Origin of the sequence: Ciceribacter sp. RN22, from assembly GCF_024054295.1 — a bacterium.
Lineage (GTDB): Bacteria > Pseudomonadota > Alphaproteobacteria > Rhizobiales > Rhizobiaceae > Allorhizobium > Allorhizobium lividum.
Genome location: NZ_JAMXLD010000002.1, coordinates 650,590 through 669,924, shown reverse-complemented (window position 1 = coordinate 669,924; position 19,335 = coordinate 650,590). Strand labels below are relative to the sequence as shown.

The following is a 19,335-nucleotide window of genomic DNA, read 5'->3' as shown; positions in this document are numbered from 1 at the left end:
GGGATGGGAGGTCGACATGGCCACTGTTCTTGACACGGTGCGCGCCTTCTTCGCGCCTGCACCGACCTTCGTCATCGAAAATGAAACGCCCGCCGACGTCGTCGCGCGCGAAATGCTGCTCGACCGGGCGATGGGTGCCGACCGCCGCAAGAAGTCGTCGGAGAATATCCGTCGCGGCCGCGTGCCGGCCGAAGGCCTCGCGCTCGTCGCCCGCGATGCCGACGGTCACGTGATCGGCACCGTGCGGCTGTGGAATATCGAGGCTGGCGTCGACAGCAATAGCCGACCGGTGGACGCGCTCCTGCTCGGGCCGCTCGCGGTCGACAATGCCCACGAAGGCAAGGGTGTCGGCTCGGCACTGATGCGGGCAGCGATTGCGGAAGCGAAGGCCCGCGGCCACGGCGCGATCCTGCTGGTCGGCGACGCGCCATACTATGGGCGTTTCGGCTTTGTCGCCGAAAAGACCAGGCATCTCGTCATGCCGGGGCCGTTCGCACGCGAGCGTTTCCTGGCGCTGGAGCTGAAATCCGGGTGGCTTGATGACGCCGTCGGCATGATCGTCGGCAGCGGCCGCAAGTTGTCGCGAGCAGGACGGCGGCAGAAGGGCTGATACGGCATCCCGTACGGAGCTTCATCTGCGTTCTTTCCGGAGGTCGATTCGCCTTCTGCGTGCAGACCTCCGAGTCGCAAAAGGCGGATGGCTATGGACGCCACAGTTCGGCGACGCGGGGCGATGTGTCGTTAAGCCGCAGATTTTTCTATGTAAAATGTCTTTCGTCAAGTTTCGCATTGCAAAAAAGTCACAGTTTTCGATGATTGATTTTCCGCATTTAATTAACATATGAAATATTGATCTAGCGCAACCGGCGACGGTGTGCGTGGGGGATAGTCGGCGCCATGGCTTCGGGCCAAACGACTGACCAAGGAGAGACCCCATGACCACCACTTGCACAAGGCGGATCAGCGCTCTTGCCGCAACCACTGCAATCTTGTTGTTCGCCCAGGCGGCCGGCGCGGCGGACCTGATGCCCGCGGTCGAGCCCACCCCGACCGCCGAGGCCATCGGCGCCGTCAGTCCGTGGCAGATCCGCGTACGCGGCCTTGGCGTCATCACCAATGACGAAGGTTCGGTCGACGGCGTCGCCGGCTCGGATCTCTCCTACAGCGACTCGGTCATCCCCGAGCTCGACATCACCTATTACTTCACGGACAATCTGGCCGCCGAACTCATCCTCGGCACGACCTGGGCCGGCATCTACGGCGAAGGCTCGCTCGCCGGCTTGGGGCGCATCGGCAGCACGTGGGTTCTGCCCCCGACGCTCACCCTGCAATATCACTTCACGGACTTCGGCGCCTTCAAGCCCTATGTCGGCGCCGGCGTGAACTATACGATCTTCTACAACCAGAATGCCGACAGCGCCACTGCCCTGCACGTCAAGGACAGCTTCGGTTTCGCCCTGCAGGCTGGCTTCGACTACATGATCAACGAGCACTGGGGCGTCAACTTCGACGTCAAGAAGATCTTCCTGCGTCCCGACTTCGACGTCACGGTTGGCGGTGCAAACCTGACCGGCAACGCCAAGCTGGATCCGTGGCTCATCGGCGGTGGTGTGACTTACCGCTTCTAAGTCATGCCATCGAAGGCGGCCGCGGAACCAGTTCCGCGGCCGCTTTTTTTATGCCTGCCCGTTGGGCTCAGCCCGAGATGTCCACCACGCCGCAGTCGCCGGCCTCGGAGCCGAACGCGAGCAGCTTGCCGTTCGCGCTCCAGGCCATCGAAGTGATGGCGCCCTTGCCTGGCCGGCGCAGCAGCGCCTCCTTGCCGTCGGCGACGCGGACCGCGAGGATCATGCCGTCGATGAAACCGATGGCGAGAACCTCGTCTGCGGGATGGAAAGCGACGTTGGTCACCAGGATATTGGCGCGCGTGCCGAGTTCGAGCGGCGCCTTGCCCATCGGGCCGTCCTTGCCGGCGAAGGGCCAGACGATCGCCGCAGGTGCTCCGGAGGAGGCGAGCCATTTGCCCTTCGGCGACCAGGAGAGCGACTTGACCTTGGCGGGATAGCCGGTCATGCGCATGTGGCGGCTCTCGCCGGGCTTGCCGTCGAGCTTCCAGCCGTGCAGTGCGCTCTCCTGCATCGTGGTGACGACGAAGCGGCCGTCCGGCGAGAAGGTGACGCCGGTGTGGGCGCCCTTCCAGTCGAGGTCGACCGGCGTGCCTGCGGTGCCGATCCAGTGAAGCGTTACACCGTTGTAGCGGGCAAGCGCGATCCTCAGTCCCTTCGGTGCGAAGTCGATGCCTTCCACCGTGCGCTGTTCGGTGAACTCCTTCACCGTACCGTCGGCGAGCCGCACGAAAGCGGACTTGCCGTGCGCATAGGCGACCGCACCCTGCGGCCCCGCTGCGACGACGGAAATCCATTTGCGCGGCACTTCGGCAAGCGTGCTGACGCTGCCGTCATGGGCAACCCTCAGGACCTTGCCGTCCTCGCCGCCGGTTACCAGCGTCTGGCTGGCGTGGTCCTTGACGCAGGTGAGAAGCCCCTGGTGGGCCTCTGTCACCTTGTCGCCGCCGTCCAGCCGGTGGATGGCGCCGGACGCGGCGGCGAAGAAGGGGATGTCTCCGAGAAAGGCGGCAGCGACGATGTGGCCTTCGATATCAAGAGGGGCAACCGTCGGCATCAGGCTTTCTTTCCCGTCGGCATGATCTGTCCCGGAAACCGCCTTGCACTTCTCAGGCTCATGCTGCGGCCTCGCAGGCGTGGAAGCTCTTTTTCAGCTTCTCGCGGTCGAGATTGCGGCCGATGAAGACGAGGCGCGTCTCGCGCTTTTCTCCATCCTTCCAGGGGCGCTGGTGGTCGCCTTCGATGATCATGTGCACGCCCTGGACGACATAGCGTTCCTCGTCCCCCTTGAAGGCGATGATGCCCTTGAGGCGGAGGATGTTCGGACCGTCGGTCTGGGTGACCTTCTGGATCCACGGGAAGAAGCGGTCCGGGTTCATCTCGCTGCCGCGCAGCGAAATCGAGGTGACGGTCACGTCGTGGATGGCGGACGGACCGTGGTCGTGATGGTGGTGATCGTGCCCGTGGTGGTGATGGTCGTGATCATGATCATGATCATGACCGTGATGATGGCCATGGTCGTGATCGCAGCCGGGACCGCAGACATGGTCCGGGTCGTCGTGGTCGAGGAAGCTCGGATCGTTCTCCAGCGCGCGCTCGAGGTTGAAGGCGCCCTGGTTCAGCACCTTCGCGAGGTCGACACCCGAGCGGGTGGTCGTGTAGACGCGGGCAGACGGGTTGATCGCATGGACGATGTCTTCGATGCGATGAAGCTCGTCGTGGCTCACGAGATCGGCCTTGTTGATGACGACAACGTCGGCAAAGGCGATCTGGTCCTCGGCCTCGCGGCTGTCCTTCAGCCGGAGCGGCAGGTGCTTGGCGTCGACGAGGGTGACGACCGCGTCGAGTTCGGTCTTCGAACGGACGTCGTCGTCCATGAAGAAGGTCTGGGCGACCGGCACCGGATCGGCAAGGCCGGTCGTTTCGACGATGATGCCGTCGAAGCGGCCGGGGCGGCGCATCAGGCCCTCGACGACGCGGATCAGGTCGCCGCGCACCGTGCAGCAGACGCAGCCGTTGTTCATCTCGTAGATTTCCTCGTCGGACTCGACGATCAGGTCGTTGTCGATGCCGATCTCGCCGAACTCGTTGACGATGACGGCGTATTTCTTGCCGTGGTTTTCCGAGAGGATGCGGTTGAGCAAGGTCGTCTTGCCGGCGCCGAGATAGCCGGTCAGGACCGTGACGGGAATGGGTTTTGCTGCAACTTCGGACATAGAAACCTCGATGGGTGAACTGGGCGGACAGGTGCCCCCGGTGCGGTTGAGTTCATATAGGCCGCGGCGTGCGACAGTTCAAAGGCTTTGTTGGTGGAGCCCGCCCTTGCGTCTCTAACGCAGTTCGTCGACGTCGAAGGCGTGAACGTCCTCGAGGAGTTCGACGAGGCCATGGACGGCGTGGGCGATCAGTTGTTCGCCCTTCTCCGCCGTCGCGGCCGCGGCGTTGCCGGTCACCCCTTGCGGGTTGAGATCCGCCATCTTCCAGCCGAAGGCATGGGGGCCGTAGGCGCGCAGATGGGTAAAGCGCCGGGCATAGTCGACCTGGTGGGAGGGAAAGTCCGCGGCCCGCGTCATGTCGACCTTGTCCGGATGAAGTGCCAGCATGACGGAAGTCTCGATATCGCCGCCATGGATACCGAGGGCCTTCTCCTGCGGCGTCACGACGCCCTCCGGCACGCCGAACCGAGTCCAGCTCGTGGCCACCGCCAGCATGCCGAAGCGCACGCGCGCTTCGGTGGAGACGATCGTCATCAGCGGGGAGTTTCCGCCGTGGGCATTGAGCATCACCAGCTTGCGGATGCCCTGCCGCGCCAGATCGCCCGCAATCGAAAGCCAGCGCTCGACGGCCTCCCCGTAGCCGAGGCTTCGCGTTCCCGGAACGTCCAGGTGTTCGATGGAATAGCCGACCGGTTCCGCCGGGAGAAAGGTGACGGGCAGATCGGCAGGGAGGGCGGCGGTCAGTCTTTCGACGATCCCCTCGACGATCAGGCGATCCGTCTCGAAGGGCAGATGCGGACCGTGCTGCTCGTGCGCACCGAGCGGCAGGACGACGATCCAGTCGCGGTGCTCCTTCGGAGAGAGATTTGGGTCGTTGTCGGCAAAATTGCGGTGCGGTGGGGACATTCTTGGACTTTATCCGATCTGCGGACGGCGTTTCAATGCGTTGTAAAGGTTAGCCGGCTTATCATGCCGACAATCAGCGATCACTGTCGGAGCATAGAGATGGCGAAGAAGGACAAGGCAGACAAGAAGGGCGGCAAGAAAGACAAGGCAGAGAAGAAAAAGGATGCCGGGCGGGAGGTCGTGAACGGCGCCTTCGCGCCCATCGTCACGCAGACGGCCCGGTCGCTCCGGACGCTTCTCTCCCGCAATCTTGCCGATTGCGGCCTCTATGCCGGGCAGGACGGCGTCGTCCAGGCGCTCGCCGGGGAGGACGGCCTTACGCCGGGCGCGCTCGCCCAGAAGCTCGGCGTCAAGGCACCGACCATGACCCGCACGATCGGACGGATGGAAGCCCAGGGCTTCGTGGAGCGGCGGGCGGATACGCTCGACCACCGTCTTACCAAGGTCTTTCTCACCGACGGCGGTCGCGCCAGCCTTGAGCGCATCGCCGCCGCAGCGGAGGCGTGCGAACGAGAGGCGCTGCACGGCCTTTCCGGCAAGGAGGTCAAGACACTGCTGCGGCTGCTTTTTACAGTCGAGGAGAACCTGCAGTCGGCGATCGGCAAGCGTTGAAGGTCGCCGAGGGTGACGCCGTTTCACAGCCGAAAACAGCAATTGAAATCCGCAATTAAATTGTTTAATTAAAACGTTTAATCGCGGGAGAGAGACAAGGCTTTCCTCCGCGAGCGAACGCGATTGCCCCGGGAGGACACGTGGCTCAAAAAGTGAAGCTCTCTACGATAGCCGAGTCTCTCGGTCTGTCGACCGCCACCGTATCGCTGGCCCTGCGCGATAGCCCGCTGGTCGCGGTCGATACGCGCGAGAAGATCAAGGAACAGGCCCGTCATCTGGGCTATATCTACAATCGCCGTGCAGCCAGCCTCAGGACCTCGCGCTCCGGCATCATCGGCGTCGTCGTGCACGACATCATGAACCCGTTCTACGGCGAAATCCTCAAAGCCATCGAAAGCGAGCTCGACCGCAGCCGCCATACCTTCATCCTCTCCAATCACTATGATTCCGTCGAAAAGCAGCGGACGTTCATCGAGACGCTGCTGCAGCTCGGCGGTGACGGGGTGATCATGTCCCCGGCGATCGGCACGCCGGAAGAGGACGTCATGCTGGCAGAGGAAAACGGCATGCCGGCGATCCTGATTGCCCGCTCGATGGAGGGCCTCGACCTGCCGACCTATCGCGGCGACGACAGCTACGGTATCTCGCTCGCCACCAACCACCTGATCGGCCTCGGCCACCGGACGATCGCGATGATCGGCGGCACGGACCAGACGTCGACGGGGCGCGACCGCTATCAGGGTTACGTCAATGCGTTGCGCAAGGCCGGCATCGAGGTCGATCCGGCGCTGCGCATTCCGGGACCGCGCACCAAGCAGGGCGGTTTCGAGGCGGCGGTGCATTTCCTGTCATTGCCGCAGAAGCCGACGGCGGCGGTCTGCTGGAACGACCTCGTGGCGATCGGCCTGATGAACGGCATCGCCCGTGCCGGCCTCGTTCCCGGCAAGGATATTTCGGTCACCGGCTACGACGACCTCGAGGAGGCGTCGATTGCGACACCGGCATTGACGACGGTCTGGAACGGGCAGGCGGAGGTCGGAAGGCTTGCAGCCCGCGCGCTTCTCGATAAACTGGCGGGCAGTCACGAGCCGGACGGTATCCACCTCATCAAGCCGGAAATGCGCATCCGCCAGTCGACTGGCCCCATCAAGCGATAAGGAGCAGACCATGGCGATACAGCCGCGCCCGACCATCCTCGTGCCCGGCCGTATCAATCCCAGGGTCACCGAACGGCTCGCAGACCGCTTCGAGGTCCTGCACGTGCCGCACGGGCCGGAACTGGAACTCGGTGAGGCCGAAGCGGCACGTGTTCGCGGCGTCGCCGTCTCCGGTGCCCTGCCGGGGCACTGGATTGCCCGGCTTCCCAATCTCGAAGTGATCTCGAGCTTCGGCGTCGGCTATGACGCCGTCGACGTCGCGGAGGCCGCGGGGCGCGGGATCACCGTCACAAATACGCCGGACGTGCTGAACGACGAGGTCGCCGACACCGCGGTCGCGCTGCTCATCAACACCGTCCGTCAGTTGCCTCAGGCGGAAACCTGGCTGCGCCAGGGCCGATGGGAACGTGAAGGGCCGTTTCCTCTCTCGCCGCTTTCGCTCAAGGGTCGGCATGTCGGCATTCACGGGCTCGGCCGTATCGGCCTCGAAATCGCGCGCAGGCTCGAACCCTTCAAGGTCAGGATTAGCTATCACACCCGTCGCCCGCGAACCGATCTCGGCTACGGCTATTTCCCGTCGCTGACGGCGCTTGCCGAGGCCGTCGATACGCTGATCTCGATCGTTCCGAAGACGCCGGAAACCTTCAAGGCGATCAATGCGGAGGTGCTTTCGGCGCTCGGCCCGAACGGCGTCCTGATCAATGTCGGTCGCGGCTGGACGGTCGATGAGGAGGCGCTGATCGCAGCCCTTCGCGACGGCACGATCGCCGGCGCCGGCCTCGACGTCTTTCAGGACGAGCCGCATGTGCCGCAGGAGCTGCTCGCCTTTCCGAACGTCTCGCTGCTGCCGCACGTGGCCTCGGCTTCGGTGCCGACGCGCAACGCCATGGCCGATCTGGTCGTCGACAATCTGTTTGCCTGGTTTGAGATTGGCCGGGTCCTGACGCCGGTGCCGGAGACGCCGCAGAAGGCCGCCGAGTAGCGGTCTCTATCGCCTCACGCCGTGAGCGCCCGGGCGCTCGCATAGGTGCGCACGGCCTCGCCAAATGCCTCGAAGAGGGCGCGGGAGGGCCTGTCGGTTTCTGCCCAGTACTCCGGATGCCATTGCACGCCGACGGCAAATCCGCGCGCGCCGATCACGGAAACGGCCTCGATCGTGCCGTCTTCCGCCATGGCTTCCACTTGCAGCCCGGGTGCCGTCTTCGAGATCGCCTGGCGATGCAGCGAGTTGACCTTGACCTTGCCGGCGCCGAGATAGCGGGCAATGCAGGACCCTTCCGCAACGATCACATCCTGACGGATCGAGAAGGCGACATCCCGCTCCACGTCTGCCGGCTTGCGATGGTCCCAGATGCCGGGCTGCTCGTGGATCTCGGTTGCAAGCGTGCCGCCGAGCGCCACGTTGAGCTCCTGTATGCCGCGGCAGATCGCCAGAAGCGGAATGCTGCGCTCGAGCGCCCGGCGAATGAGAGGCAGTGTCGTCGCGTCGCGTGCCGGGTCGAAAGGCCCGTCGCTCTCTTTCGCCTCGGCACCGTAGAGGGAGGGATGCACATTCGTCGCCGAGCCGGAGACGAGCAGGCCGTCCACACGGTCGAGCAGCGCGTCCGTGTCGTTGCCTTCCTCGAAGGCGGGAATGATGAACGACATCACGTCGGCGACCTTCAGTGCTGCGCGGACATACTGATTCTGTGCCGCATGCCAGAGGGTGCCGTCGAACTCCCGGATGTCGGCGGGAATGGCGATGATCGGCTTCGGCATCATGGGCTCCGGAAGATGCAGCGGGATGTGCGATTTCTGCCGTGCTCCGGCTGCGGAAGTCAATAGTCTTTCCACAGCCGTTGCGGGGCAGGAACCCGCCAAAAGAGACGGGTGGAGGCAGGAAATGCCCAGCATTTCCGAGCTGGGGCGAGATTGTCGGAACAGGCAATCGTTATAGGCCGAAAGAATATTGCCCAAGCGCTTGAAAGGGTTCACCCAAAATGGTTATCTCGCTGGGACTGCTGCTGGGCGGGTGAGGGAGCTTTCCTGTCGGGGCAGGTCTAAAGGGAGGTTTTACTTTTATGGATCGTCGTTCATTCATCAAAAAGGCCGGAGTAACGGGCGCAGGCGTTGCTGCTTCCACCGTTCTGGCTGCACCGGCCATCGCCCAGGAAAATCCGAAGATCACCTGGCGCCTGACGTCTTCGTTCCCGAAGTCGCTCGACACCATCTTTGGCGGTGCGACCGATATCGCCGAACGCGTCGCTGCTGCGACTGACGGTAATTTCAACATTCAGGTCTTCGCCGCCGGCGAAATTGTACCCGGCCTGCAGGCCGTCGATGCCGTTGCCGCGGGCACGGTCGAAGCTGCGCATACCACGTCCTATTACTTCTGGGGCAAGGAACCGACCTTCGCCTTCGGTACCGCCATTCCCTTCGGTCTCAACGCGCGCATGTCGAACGCCTGGTTCTACCAGGGCAACGGCAACACGCTGATGAACGAGTTTTATGCCACCCAGGGTCTCTACGGTCTTCCGGCTGGTAATACGGGCGTTCAGATGGGCGGCTGGTTCCGCAAGGAAATCAACACCGTCGACGACCTCAAGGGCCTGAAGATGCGCATCGCCGGTCTTGCCGGCAAGGTGCTGGAAAAGGTTGGTGTCGTGCCGCAGCAGCTCGCCGGCGGCGACATCTATCCGGCGCTCGAAAAGGGCACGATCGACGCTGCGGAATTCGTCGGTCCGTATGATGATTCCAAGCTCGGTTTCCACAAGGTTGCCAAGTACTACTACTATCCGGGTTTCTGGGAAGCAGGCCCGGTTGTTCACGGCTTCTTCAACCTGGAGAAGTTCAACAACCTGCCGAAGAATTACCAGGCGGTCCTTCAGGATGCCTGCTCCTTCGCCAACACCAACATGATGGCGAAATACGACACCAAGAACCCGCCGGCCCTGAAGCAGCTCGTCGCCGAGGGCACGGTGCTGCGCCCCTTCAGCCAGGAAATCCTGGAAGCCTGCTACCAGGCCGCCGTCGGGATCTACGCGGACCTGTCGGCCCAGAGCCCGCACTTCAAGAAGGTCTACGACGATCAGCTGGCGTTCAAGAAGGATGCCTACCTCTGGGCCCAGCTCGGCGAGTACACCTTCGATACCTTCATGATGATCCAGCAGCGCGCCGGCAAGCTCTGAGCTTCGGTCAGCACGGTCACAGGTCGAGCCCCGGGAGCGATCCCGGGGCTCTTCTTTTTGTCGTGACATGCGGAAAGTGCAGTGCAGAGAAAGAAACGGCGCCTCGCGGGCGCCGTTGCTCGTTGGCTTACTTGATGACCGGAGGCTGGCTCAGGTCCATGCCGGGGCTGCCAGCGCCCGGTGCCGGAGCCGGAGCGGGTGCCGGCTGCTCACCACCGAGATTGAGCGGCGGCAGACCCATCGAAGGTGCTTGTGAACCCGTGCCGCCGAGTGGCGGCAGGCCGAAGTTCGGCGCACCGGTTCCGCCGTCCTGGCCGAGCGGCGGCAGGGACATTCCCCCGCCCTGGCCAAAGCCCGGAACCTCGATCTTGATGTCGGCAGGATTGATCGTTTCCACGCCCGCCTTGTAGCGCATGACCAGGCCGGGGAAGGCGATCACCACGATGATCATCACGAACTGGATCACGATGTACGGCAGGACGCCCTTGTAGATGTCGAGCGTCTTCATGCCGTCCATCACCTTTCCGGTTACCTCGTCCTTCCAGCGTCCCGCGGGCGCGATGGAGCGCAGGTAGAAGAGCGAGAAGCCGAACGGCGGCGTGAGGAAGGATGTCTGCAGATTGATGCCGAGGATGACGCCGAACCAGACGAGGTCGATGCCGAGCTTCTCCGCGACCGGCGCCAAGAGCGGCACCATGATGAACGCGATCTCGAAGAAGTCGATGAAGCAGCCGAGGATGAACACGATGATCGTGACGACGACCAGGAAGCCGTATTCGCCGCCCGGAAGTGCCGTCAGCAGTTCCTCGATCCAGACATTGCCGTTGATGCCGTAGAAGGTGAGGCCGAAGACGCGGGCGCCGATGAGGATCATCATCACGAAGGCGGAGAGCTTCGTCGTGGCATCGAGAGAGTGCTTGAGCGTCGCGAGCGAGAGGCGTCCCTTGAGGGCGGCCATGATGAGTGCGCCTGTCGCGCCCATGGCGCCGCCTTCGGTCGGTGTCGCGATGCCGAGGAAGATCGTGCCGAGCACGAGAAAGATCAGCGCCAGCGGCGGGATGAGGACGATGATGACCTGCTGTGCGAGCCGGGAGATGATATTGAGGTTGAATTGCCGGTTGGCGAGTGCGACGAGATAGGCGGCAAACACGCCGAAGGCGAGGGCTGCAACGAGGCGCCATTCAGGGCTTGCGATGCTGGTGAACAGGTATTTGTGCCCGATGAAATAGAGGGCTGCCGCCACCGCGATCATCGCCGCCAGCGAAGTGACACCGCCGCCGAGAGTGCGGGCCTCGAGCGGCAGGGCAGGGGCCCATTTGGGGCGGATCAGCGAGATCAAGAATATGTAGGCGCAGTAAGCGCCGACGATCAGGATAGCCGGATAGAGTGCGCCGACATACATGTCGCCCACCGAGCGGCCTAGCTGGTCGGCCATCACGATCAGGACAAGCGAGGGCGGAACGATCTGTGCCAGCGTGCCCGATGCGGCGATGGTTCCGGCGACCAGCGGGCGATTGTAGTTGTAGCGCAGCATGATCGGCAGGGAGATCAAGCCCATCGCCATGACAGAGGCAGCGACGACGCCGGTGGTGGCTCCGAGCAGGGCACCGACGAGGATGACAGCGTAGGCGAGGCCGCCGCGGATCGGTCCGAACAGCTGGCCGATTGTATCCAGCAGGTCTTCGGCCATCCTCGATCGTTCGAGGATCAGGCCCATGAAGGTGAAGAACGGAATGGCCAGCAGAGTGTCGTTGTACATCACGCCGTAAATGCGGTCCGGGTGGGATTGCAGAAGCGGCCAGAACAGCCGGATCTCCGGCGAGATTGCCGAGAGTTCGACGCCGACCGCGAAGTAGATCAGGCCGCCTGCGGCGAGGGTGAAGGCCACGGGATAGCCGAGCAGCAGCAGCAGCATCACCGAGGTGAACATGATCGGGGCGAGATTGTGTGCGATGAAATCGATCATGTCAGTGTCCCGTCACTTCGAGGCTGTCTTCGGACGGGTCCTTGAGGTAGCCGAACACGATCGCCGCGCGCTTGATGATCTCGGACACTGCCTGGGCGCTCAGGAGGAGAAAGCCGACGAGAATGGCGGCTTTCGCCGGCCAGACGATCAGGCCTCCTGCGCTCGAGGATATCTCCCCGATTTTGTAGGAGTTCCAGAACCACGGCCAGGCGAGCCATGTCATCAGGAAGGAGAAGGGAACGAGGAAGATGGTGTGCAGGATCAGGTCGATCCAGTTGCGTGTCCGTCTGCTCCACCCGCCGGAAATGATGTCGATGCGGATATGCTCGTTCTTGAGCAGCGCATAGGCGGCTGCGAGCATGAACACCGTTCCGTAGAGATACCACTGCAGCTCGAGCCAGGCGTTCGACGAGATGTCGAACATCTTACGGACGACTGCGTTACCTGCACTGATGAGGACGGCGGCGAGCAACAGCCACGACACCCAGCGTCCGATTGCACCGTTGATCGCGTCGATCAAACGGCTGATCGCCAATAGTAATGACATATCGGTTTTTCTCCCTAAAACCCGTAGTTTCCCATAGAGCAAGGGTGAGGATGGCGCAACCGCGGCATCATTAGGCCTCGGCGAAGAAGGGCAGGTGCCTGCTGGCGGTGCCGGCAAGTCGACGGCCGGGGGCGTGACTCGTCCGCAGCCGCACCCGTGGCGCGGTCCTCGCCCGGCAACGGCGTTGATCCTCGTCAAATCGTCCGGAATTCTGGCGATCTATACAGTCTCGGGCCGATATGGCACAGTTCGACCCGTGGATCAGGGAATTTGGTCATTGATTAGTGATTGTTGATATAATGCGGACGCGGTTTGATCCGCCGTCTGAAATTTAGACTAAAGGCTAAAGTGGTTTCTATAATATTCGAGGGGTAGCCGCGGCTTGGCGGCCTTTCCCGGGGTCTTGCCGCATGTCGTCGGCCGGCTGCCGGATTTGCCAGGGGCAGTGCTCGACGGCTACCGGATTGCGGAGATTCGTTCGTACTTGCGCAATCAAATCTTAATTTCTTCTTTATACCGTGCCCGTCGCGGAGGAGGCTCCCTGGATGAAGGCTCGAAGTGCAGCTGTGCCGACGGACGTCTATCTGTCCTTCGTCGAGTCCCTGTTCGGCAACCGCCGGACGCTCTTCGTCGGCATGGGCGCCCACATCCTCACCTATATGGCCGTCTATCATAAGACGAGGGACTTTTTCTATATCGGCCTGTCGCTCGCCTTCCTCCTCGTCTTCGCCCACCGGATCAGGCTCTTCGCCCGCTTCAGCAAGGCCGACAAGTCCCTGTGGAGCCGTCAGGAGATCGCCCGCTGGGAGCATCGGTATGTCATTGGAGCGGCGTCGACGGCAGCGATCCTGGGCATCGGCTGCGGCTATGCCATACTCTTCTTCGAGGACACCTTCGTGGAACTGGCCTGCGTGGCCGTCACCATGGCTTCCATGGTTTCAGTGGTAGGACGCAACTACGGATCGCGCCTCGCTGTCAGCCTCCAGACCATGGCCGCCTGCCTGCCGATCATCGTCGCGGCGCTGTTCGCCGACGACCCCTACAAGCTGCTGCTGTCGATCATGCTGATTCCCTTCATGCTCACGACGCAGTCGATGGCGACCGGCGTGCGTGAGTTTCTCTACGAGAACGTGGTCGCCTCGCAGGAGATGAAGAAGATCGCCGGCAGTTTCGACACGGCACTGAACAACATGACGCACGGGCTCCTGATGCTGGATCCGGACAACCGTATCGAGGTCATCAACCGCAAGGCATGCGAACTCCTCCACCTCGGAGACCTCACCCAGCTCAAGAATTGCGATCTCGACGTCGTCCTGCGCTACGGCACGCGCCACGCCTTCGTCGACGGCTCCATGCCCGGGCTGATCCAGAAGCAGCTTTCACAACTGACGGACGGGACGATCTCGCGCGCCGTCATGCAGTTTTCCGAAGACATGATCCTCGAATTCTCCGCCACGCGCCGGCCGGAAGGCGGCGTCGTGGTGATCTTCGAGGACGTCACCGCAAGGGTGCGTGCCGACCGGAAGATCCTGCACATGGTTCGCTTCGACGCCCTGACGGGACTTCCCCATCGCAACTACTTCTCCGAACTGGTGAAGGACGAGCTCGCCAGGCGTCGCCAGCCGGGCGAAGTAGGCTTCATGGTCCTCGACGTGGCAGAGCTGAAGCACGTCAACGACATGCGCGGACATCTCGCAGGCGACAGGCTGCTGGTGGCGATCGCGAACCGTCTGCTGGCGCTTGCCGGTCGGGAGGCGCTCGTCGGTCATCTCGTCGGGGATCACTTTGCCCTGTTCTTCCCGAACGTCGCGAGGGATACGGACCTCGAGGCGCGAATGCGCAACCTCCATGCCGCGGCGAGCGCCGATTACGAGGTCGAGGGCACGACGATGCCGGTGTCGTTCAGTGCCGGCTGTGTGATCGTGGACAGTTCCGACCTTCGGATGGAGGAATGGCAGATCAAGGCCGACCTGGCGCTTTACGAGTCGAAATCCCGCGGCAAGGGAGTGTTCACCGTCTTTGAGCAGGAGATGGATGCGCGTTACGTGGAAAGACAACGCCTGAAGACTGATCTCGCGGCGGCCGTGGCGGCTGGCTCCCTCGGTGTCGTCTACCAGCCTATGTACAGGCTCGACGGCTCCCGTATCGACTGTTGCGAGGCGCTGTCGCGCTGGACCCATCCGGAACGCGGAGCAATTCCGCCCGACGTCTTCATCCATATCGCCGAGGAGATGGGGATCGTCTCCGACATTACCCGCTTCATGATCATTCAGGCCTGCCGCGATTGCGCGACATGGCCATCGTACATCAGCGTATCCGTCAATCTTTCCGAGCACGACCTGCGCAACGAAGCGATCATCCAGATCGTCATGGATGCGCTGAAGGAGACCGGTCTTGCGCCCGAGAGGCTTCATCTCGAAGTCACGGAAGGAAGCCTCGTCGAGGAAGTGGCCAATGTGCGGCTCATCCTCGAGCAGTTGCGTACGCAAGGAATCACGATCGCCATCGACGATTTCGGCACCGGTTTCTCAAGCCTCAGTTATCTCGATACGCTGCCGGTCGATGTCGTGAAGATCGATCGCTCCTTCGTCCTCGACATCTCCGAGGATGCCCGCCGTTTCCGCCTGCTTCGCGGCATCGTGACGATGTCGCGTCAGCTCGGCCTCCAGATCGTCATAGAGGGCGTCGAGACGGAGGAGCAGCTCGCGCTGCTGCGGAAATACGAGTGTGCCGATCTGATCCAGGGCTATGTCTACTCGATGCCGGTCGCCGCGGAAACTGTCGGCCTGCTGGCGGAACGCGCCGAGATGACCGCCAAGGCGACGCCGGGTCTCGGTACTGCCCACGTCGAAAAGTAAGTTCTAAGGTATAATCCAGTATAAATTTAGGGGTTCTTGACCTGACCTGGGGCATGGTCGGCGCCTTCTTGTGTGCCGTTAACCATAATTTCCGTTAAATTACGCGCTTTTGCGGGTGAGACTGTGAAAATCGCAGTCGACTGCTATTCTTTGGTTAATGAAACGTTAACCGAGAGTTTTCCAGATGAATGTACATGTCTCCGTCGAGGACAGTTTTTCCGGACGACTGATGCAGCTTCTCGACCATGTCGAATACCGGCGGATCGAATGCGCGGAGGACTTCGGGGAGATCGAGCGGTTGCGCTACCGCGCCTACAAGGCGGCCGATGTCTTGCCCGTCGGTGGCGCCAGGCTGCTCGACGACATCGACTTCGACGATCATGCCTACGTCTTCGGCGTCTACTACTTCGAGGAACTGGTGAGCACGATCCGGCTGCACTACGTCACGCCCGATCATCCGGTCTGCCAGTCCTCGGGCGTCTTTCCGGATGCGATCGACGATTTTCTCGATGCGGGACTGACGCTCATCGACCCGGCGCGCTTCGCCGCCGATCCGCAGGTGGCTGCGGAACTCCCCGTCATTCCCTACATCACGTTGCGACCAAGCATCGTCGCTGCCGCCTATTTCAAGGCCGATCGAGTGCTGCAGCACGTGCGCCCCGCGCATTCGGCTTTCTACAAGCGGGTGTTCTACGCGGATACCATCATCGAGCGGCGCATGACCGAGATCTACGGGCTCGAACTGAACCTTCTCGCGACCGACACGCACAAGACGGGGGCAAAGCTGCTCACGCGCTATCCCTTCTTCGATTCCGGCGAGCACGAGCGGCGGCTGATGTTCGCGCGGCACAGCGGGGCCTGCCTGCCGCCGCTCACCATCCGCCCGTCGGCGCGGCTGGTGGCGGAGGGACACATTCAGGGAGCGGTCAGCGGCGTCCACTTTTGACCTGAACGCCAGTTGCGAGCCGATTGCACTTCCCGCGGGCTTGGTATAAGTCGGACGGAAGGGAAGAGCGATGGATCGCGCCGCGGCAATAGCGTCGCCGCCGGGCGGTGTCATCGACCAGCAATCGCGGCCGCCTCAAGGGGAGACAGATCATGAGCGAACACCACACCGGACCCGTCGAAACCGGCGCATCGATGAACTATGCCGAACACGAGAAGACCTATGGTCTCTTCATCGCCGGCGCGAAATACGGCACCGTCATGCTCGTAGCGCTGATGATCGCGATGGCCGCGGGCTTCTTCACTGCGGCCGGCTTCTTCGGCGGCCTGGTCCTTTTCGTCGTTCTCACGATCGCCGGCATCTACCTGTTGCGCTGAGGCCGGACCGGCCTTCTGCCACAGCTTGCAAGGCTCCGCTCTGCGGGGCCTTCTCTTTTTGTCGAGGTGGTCGTCTCCGCCGACATCACGGCGACGCCGAACTCGCCGGCGGCCGGCGCTTTTGTGATCGAAAATGGGGGAGGGGCTCGGCGGCCCCTGCAGGTCAGCTCGACGCGCCGCGCGTGCGGGCGAGGCCGTCGGCGGCCGGCTTGTACTTCGGGTCGAGGGACAGCGCGTGCGCGAAGGATTTCGCCGCGCGGGCCTTGTCGCCCCGCCGCTCGTAGACCAGCGCCTGGTTGGCCCAGGATTCTGCGAGCTTCGGATTGAGCTCGATCGCATGGTTGAAGTCGGCGAAAGCGTTGTCGTCGTTGTTCAATGCCAGATAGGAGATGCCCCGACCGTTGTGCGGCTCGGGCGAATTGGGCGACAGCGAGATGGCCTTGGAGAAGTCGTCGATCGCCTTGTCGTGCTGACCACGGAGCTGGTAGATCAGGCCGCGATTGTGGTAGGCGCGCCCGTCGGTGGTGTCGAGTTCGATGGCGCGGTTGAAATCGCTGAAGGCCTCGTCGATTCGGCCTGCCTGCCGATAGATGTTGCCGCGGCCGATATAGGCGACGTCGTAGCTCGGGTTGATGCGCAGTGCCGCACTGTAGTCGTTCGCCGCATCCACCGGCTTGCCCATGTTGCGCAGCACGAGCGCGCGGTTGGCATAGGCCTGGTAGAAATTCGGGTTGAGTTTCAGCGCGGTGTTGAAGTCGTCGACGGCCCTGCGGAATTCGCCGGCGCGGCCATAGGCGGAGCCGCGGACGTTATAGCCTTCGGGATCTTGCGGATTGGCGGCGATAACGGCCGAAAGCGAGGCGATGTTCTCTTCCGACCCCTGCGCCCGGTCGATGCGGATCATGTCGCTCGTCGTCGAAGTCGACTGGCAGCCCGAAAGCCCGAGAGCTGCAACCATGGCCGCTGTGCCCAGCATGAAACCGAAACGCGTACGGTGATGCTCCTCGACCTTGTGTGCCAGGGCATGAGGGGAAACAGAAGTGACGACCATTTTCCGGTATGCTTTCCGTAACGAGGGCAGGTATTTGGCTTCACAAATGAAAAGAGCGGTGGCGACCCGTCGCCCCCGCCCTTAGAACATCGGAAAACGTCGAAAAAACGACGGATCAGCGGCCCGAACGGCCAGCGGAGATCAGGCCTTCGCGCTGCATACGCTTGCGGGCCAGCTTGCGGACGCGGCGTACGGCTTCGGCCTTTTCACGCGCACGCTTCTGCGACGGCTTTTCATAATAGTCGCGCATCTTCATTTCACGGAAGATACCCTCGCGCTGCATCTTCTTCTTCAGAGCGCGAAGCGCTTGGTCAACATTGTTGTCGCGGACTAGTACCTGCACGTTTATCCCGTTCCTTTGGTTTAGAGTTGTCGTCTCGCCGGAGCAGATCGCCGGCTAAGAAACTATCGCTTCGTGAGGCGCAGGCCTGACGATTTGGCGGTCGAATAACAGATCGGGCTTGGAAAGTCCAGATGGGGAAGGTGCGAGGTGCAGAAAAATCCCGCGAAATGCCATCTTTGCCGTCCATGTCGAAAGCCGGAGGGCAATGCGTCGCAAAAGGGCGCTCGCAAGGCATATTGATTTGCGACTGGTAAGGCCCTACCCAATTGCCTGACCCACAGGAGTTTGAGGCGAAATGCGCAAATATTCGGTTTTTGCCGTGGCACGCGAGGCGCTGCGCGGTCACAAGGGCTGGGACGCCCAGTGGACCTCTCCGGAGCCCCGGTCGTCCTACGATGTGATCATCATCGGCGGCGGCGGCCATGGTCTGGGAGCCGCCTACTATCTCGCCAAGGAACATGGAATCACCAATGTCGCCGTGCTCGAGCGCGGCTGGATCGGTGGCGGCAATACCGGGCGCAACACCACGATCATCCGGTCCAACTATCTCTATGAAGAGAGCATGGACATCTACGAGCATTCGCTGAAGCTCTGGGAAGGGCTGAGCCAGGATCTCAACTACAATGTCATGTACTCGCCGCGCGGCGTGATGATGCTGTCGCACAATGTGCACGACATGCAGTCCTTCAAGCGTCATGTGCATGCCAACAATCTCTATGGCATCGACAACGAGTGGCTGACGCCGGAGCAGGCGAAGGCCTATTGCCCGCCGCTCGACATCTCGAAGACTGCACGCTACCCGATCAACGGCGCCGCCTTGCAGCGCCGCGGCGGCACGGCCCGTCACGACGCGGTCGCCTGGGGCTTCGCCCGCGCGGCGTCCGACCGCGGCGTCCACATCATCCAGAACTGCGAAGTGACCGGCATCCGGCGCGGCCCGAACGGTGAGGTGACCGGGGTCGACACGAGCCGCGGCTTCATCGGCGCAAAGAAGATCGGCGTTTCCGCCGCCGGCCATTCCTCGGTCGTCATGGCGATGGCCGGCATCAAGCTTCCGGTCCACTCGACGCCGCTGCAGGCGCTCGTCTCCGAGCCGATGAAGCCGATCTTCCCGTGCGTCGTCATGTCGAACAGCGTGCATGCCTATATCTCGCAGTCGGACAAGGGCGAGTTCGTCATCGGCGCCGGCACCGACCAGTACAACTCCTACTCCCAGACCGGCGGCTTGCAGATCATCACCCATACGCTCGACGCGATCTGCGAACTTTTCCCGATGTTCCGCCGGGTCAAGATGATGCGCCAGTGGGGCGGCATCACCGACAACACCGCCGACCGCTCGCCGATCCAGAGCGTGACGCCGGTGCCGAACCTCTTCGTCAATGCCGGCTGGGGCACGGGCGGCTTCAAGGCGACGCCGGGCTCGGCCAATCTCTTCGCGCACCTGATCGCGCGCGGCGAACCGCACCGTCTCGCCGCCGGCCTGACGCTCGACCGGTTCCGCACCGGCCGCCTGATCGACGAGGCGGCTGCCGCTGCCGTGGCGCACTGATACCGAGGACCGCTC

At 62.6% G+C, this 19,335-nt stretch carries 18 protein-coding genes; 10 read left to right on the top strand and 8 right to left on the bottom strand.

Translation table 11 applies throughout. The features are described 5' to 3' along the window. Positions 1-16 precede the first annotated feature (16 nt). Both NHF53_RS18165 and NHF53_RS18160 read left to right on the top strand, forming a co-directional pair. Positions 17-610: a GNAT family N-acetyltransferase gene (locus tag NHF53_RS18165; protein WP_252835468.1), complete on the top strand. Its 594-nt coding sequence runs from the start codon at positions 17-19 to the stop codon at positions 608-610. 325 nt (positions 611-935) lie between these two features. Then, the gene (locus tag NHF53_RS18160; RefSeq protein ID WP_252835467.1) at positions 936-1,628 is read left to right on the top strand and encodes an OmpW family protein; all 693 of its coding nucleotides are present in this window, start codon (positions 936-938) and stop codon (positions 1,626-1,628) included. Between the two features lie 67 nt (positions 1,629-1,695). On the opposite strand, the gene NHF53_RS18155 is transcribed toward NHF53_RS18160, so the two are convergent. From NHF53_RS18155 to NHF53_RS18145, 3 genes are all read right to left on the bottom strand, one after another. After that, positions 1,696-2,682, bottom strand: a complete 987-nt coding sequence (locus NHF53_RS18155; protein ID WP_252835466.1) for a WD40 repeat domain-containing protein — start codon at positions 2,680-2,682, stop codon at positions 1,696-1,698. A 58-nt stretch (positions 2,683-2,740) separates the two neighbouring features. Next, positions 2,741-3,841, bottom strand: a complete 1,101-nt coding sequence (locus NHF53_RS18150) for a GTP-binding protein (protein ID WP_252835465.1) — start codon at positions 3,839-3,841, stop codon at positions 2,741-2,743. A gap of 114 nt (positions 3,842-3,955) precedes the next feature. Continuing rightward, positions 3,956-4,747 carry a creatininase family protein gene (locus tag NHF53_RS18145; RefSeq protein ID WP_252835464.1) on the bottom strand — a complete coding sequence of 264 codons (792 nt, stop codon included), beginning with the start codon at positions 4,745-4,747 and terminating at the stop codon, positions 3,956-3,958. Positions 4,748-4,846: 99 nt separating this feature from the next. Here NHF53_RS18145 and NHF53_RS18140 point away from each other — a divergent pair, with 99 nt between their 5' ends. From NHF53_RS18140 to NHF53_RS18130, 3 genes are all read left to right on the top strand, one after another. Beyond that, a complete protein-coding gene (locus tag NHF53_RS18140; RefSeq protein WP_252835463.1) occupies positions 4,847-5,359 on the top strand; it encodes a MarR family winged helix-turn-helix transcriptional regulator in 513 nt (170 codons plus the stop codon). Positions 5,360-5,499: 140 nt separating this feature from the next. Continuing rightward, entirely contained in the window at positions 5,500-6,516 is a 1,017-nt protein-coding gene (locus tag NHF53_RS18135) for a LacI family DNA-binding transcriptional regulator (RefSeq protein ID WP_114364283.1), read from the top strand. Between the two features lie 10 nt (positions 6,517-6,526). Continuing rightward, on the top strand, positions 6,527-7,498 hold the full coding sequence (locus tag NHF53_RS18130) for a 2-hydroxyacid dehydrogenase (protein WP_252835462.1): 972 nt from the start codon (positions 6,527-6,529) through the stop codon (positions 7,496-7,498). 14 nt (positions 7,499-7,512) lie between these two features. Here NHF53_RS18130 and NHF53_RS18125 read toward each other — a convergent pair whose 3' ends face one another. Continuing rightward, on the bottom strand, positions 7,513-8,274 hold the full coding sequence (locus tag NHF53_RS18125; RefSeq protein WP_252835461.1) for a gamma-glutamyl-gamma-aminobutyrate hydrolase family protein: 762 nt from the start codon (positions 8,272-8,274) through the stop codon (positions 7,513-7,515). Between the two features lie 302 nt (positions 8,275-8,576). Between NHF53_RS18125 and NHF53_RS18120 the strand changes: the two genes are divergently transcribed. Then, positions 8,577-9,683 carry a TRAP transporter substrate-binding protein gene (locus tag NHF53_RS18120; protein WP_252835460.1) on the top strand — a complete coding sequence of 369 codons (1,107 nt, stop codon included), beginning with the start codon at positions 8,577-8,579 and terminating at the stop codon, positions 9,681-9,683. Between the two features lie 127 nt (positions 9,684-9,810). Here the strand turns inward: NHF53_RS18120 and NHF53_RS18115 are convergent, their stop codons facing one another. Together NHF53_RS18115 and NHF53_RS18110 are read right to left on the bottom strand one after the other, a co-directional pair. Further along, on the bottom strand, positions 9,811-11,649 hold the full coding sequence (locus tag NHF53_RS18115) for a TRAP transporter large permease subunit (RefSeq protein WP_252835459.1): 1,839 nt from the start codon (positions 11,647-11,649) through the stop codon (positions 9,811-9,813). A gap of 1 nt (position 11,650) precedes the next feature. Continuing rightward, complete coding sequence (locus NHF53_RS18110; protein WP_114364279.1) at positions 11,651-12,196, bottom strand: TRAP transporter small permease subunit; 546 nt, start codon at positions 12,194-12,196, stop codon at positions 11,651-11,653. 545 nt (positions 12,197-12,741) lie between these two features. On the opposite strand from NHF53_RS18110, the gene NHF53_RS18105 reads away from it, so the two are divergent. The 3 genes from NHF53_RS18105 (at position 12,742) to NHF53_RS18095 (ending at position 16,377) form a co-directional block, all read left to right on the top strand. Then, a complete protein-coding gene (locus NHF53_RS18105) occupies positions 12,742-15,054 on the top strand; it encodes a bifunctional diguanylate cyclase/phosphodiesterase (protein WP_252835458.1) in 2,313 nt (770 codons plus the stop codon). Positions 15,055-15,238: 184 nt separating this feature from the next. Further along, positions 15,239-16,000: a hypothetical protein gene (locus NHF53_RS18100; RefSeq protein WP_252835457.1), complete on the top strand. Its 762-nt coding sequence runs from the start codon at positions 15,239-15,241 to the stop codon at positions 15,998-16,000. A 152-nt stretch (positions 16,001-16,152) separates the two neighbouring features. After that, complete coding sequence (locus NHF53_RS18095) at positions 16,153-16,377, top strand: aa3-type cytochrome c oxidase subunit IV (RefSeq protein WP_252835456.1); 225 nt, start codon at positions 16,153-16,155, stop codon at positions 16,375-16,377. A gap of 163 nt (positions 16,378-16,540) precedes the next feature. Here NHF53_RS18095 and NHF53_RS18090 read toward each other — a convergent pair whose 3' ends face one another. Beyond that, entirely contained in the window at positions 16,541-17,353 is an 813-nt protein-coding gene (locus NHF53_RS18090; protein ID WP_374591267.1) for a tetratricopeptide repeat protein, read from the bottom strand. Positions 17,354-17,543: 190 nt separating this feature from the next. Next, positions 17,544-17,771: a 30S ribosomal protein S21 gene (gene rpsU / locus NHF53_RS18085; protein ID WP_114364274.1), complete on the bottom strand. Its 228-nt coding sequence runs from the start codon at positions 17,769-17,771 to the stop codon at positions 17,544-17,546. 295 nt (positions 17,772-18,066) lie between these two features. Here rpsU and NHF53_RS18080 point away from each other — a divergent pair, with 295 nt between their 5' ends. After that, the gene (locus NHF53_RS18080) at positions 18,067-19,320 is read left to right on the top strand and encodes a sarcosine oxidase subunit beta family protein (RefSeq protein ID WP_148657648.1); all 1,254 of its coding nucleotides are present in this window, start codon (positions 18,067-18,069) and stop codon (positions 19,318-19,320) included. Positions 19,321-19,335: the final 15 nt, after the last annotated feature.

Bases quoted from the DNA above. Each gene is read 5' to 3' on its own strand.
- NHF53_RS18165 (WP_252835468.1), top strand. From the start codon at position 17: ATGGCCACTGTTCTTGACACGGTGCGCGCCTTCTTCGCGCCTGCACCG.
- NHF53_RS18160 (WP_252835467.1), top strand. From the start codon at position 936: ATGACCACCACTTGCACAAGGCGGATCAGCGCTCTTGCCGCAACCACT.
- NHF53_RS18155 (WP_252835466.1), bottom strand. From the start codon at position 2,682: ATGCCGACGGTTGCCCCTCTTGATATCGAAGGCCACATCGTCGCTGCC.
- NHF53_RS18150 (WP_252835465.1), bottom strand. From the start codon at position 3,841: ATGTCCGAAGTTGCAGCAAAACCCATTCCCGTCACGGTCCTGACCGGC.
- NHF53_RS18145 (WP_252835464.1), bottom strand. From the start codon at position 4,747: ATGTCCCCACCGCACCGCAATTTTGCCGACAACGACCCAAATCTCTCT.
- NHF53_RS18140 (WP_252835463.1), top strand. From the start codon at position 4,847: ATGGCGAAGAAGGACAAGGCAGACAAGAAGGGCGGCAAGAAAGACAAG.
- NHF53_RS18130 (WP_252835462.1), top strand. From the start codon at position 6,527: ATGGCGATACAGCCGCGCCCGACCATCCTCGTGCCCGGCCGTATCAAT.
- NHF53_RS18125 (WP_252835461.1), bottom strand. From the start codon at position 8,274: ATGCCGAAGCCGATCATCGCCATTCCCGCCGACATCCGGGAGTTCGAC.
- NHF53_RS18120 (WP_252835460.1), top strand. From the start codon at position 8,577: ATGGATCGTCGTTCATTCATCAAAAAGGCCGGAGTAACGGGCGCAGGC.
- NHF53_RS18115 (WP_252835459.1), bottom strand. From the start codon at position 11,649: ATGATCGATTTCATCGCACACAATCTCGCCCCGATCATGTTCACCTCG.
- NHF53_RS18110 (WP_114364279.1), bottom strand. From the start codon at position 12,196: ATGTCATTACTATTGGCGATCAGCCGTTTGATCGACGCGATCAACGGT.
- NHF53_RS18105 (WP_252835458.1), top strand. From the start codon at position 12,742: ATGAAGGCTCGAAGTGCAGCTGTGCCGACGGACGTCTATCTGTCCTTC.
- NHF53_RS18100 (WP_252835457.1), top strand. From the start codon at position 15,239: ATGAATGTACATGTCTCCGTCGAGGACAGTTTTTCCGGACGACTGATG.
- NHF53_RS18095 (WP_252835456.1), top strand. From the start codon at position 16,153: ATGAGCGAACACCACACCGGACCCGTCGAAACCGGCGCATCGATGAAC.
- NHF53_RS18090 (WP_374591267.1), bottom strand. From the start codon at position 17,353: ATGCTGGGCACAGCGGCCATGGTTGCAGCTCTCGGGCTTTCGGGCTGC.
- NHF53_RS18080 (WP_148657648.1), top strand. From the start codon at position 18,067: ATGCGCAAATATTCGGTTTTTGCCGTGGCACGCGAGGCGCTGCGCGGT.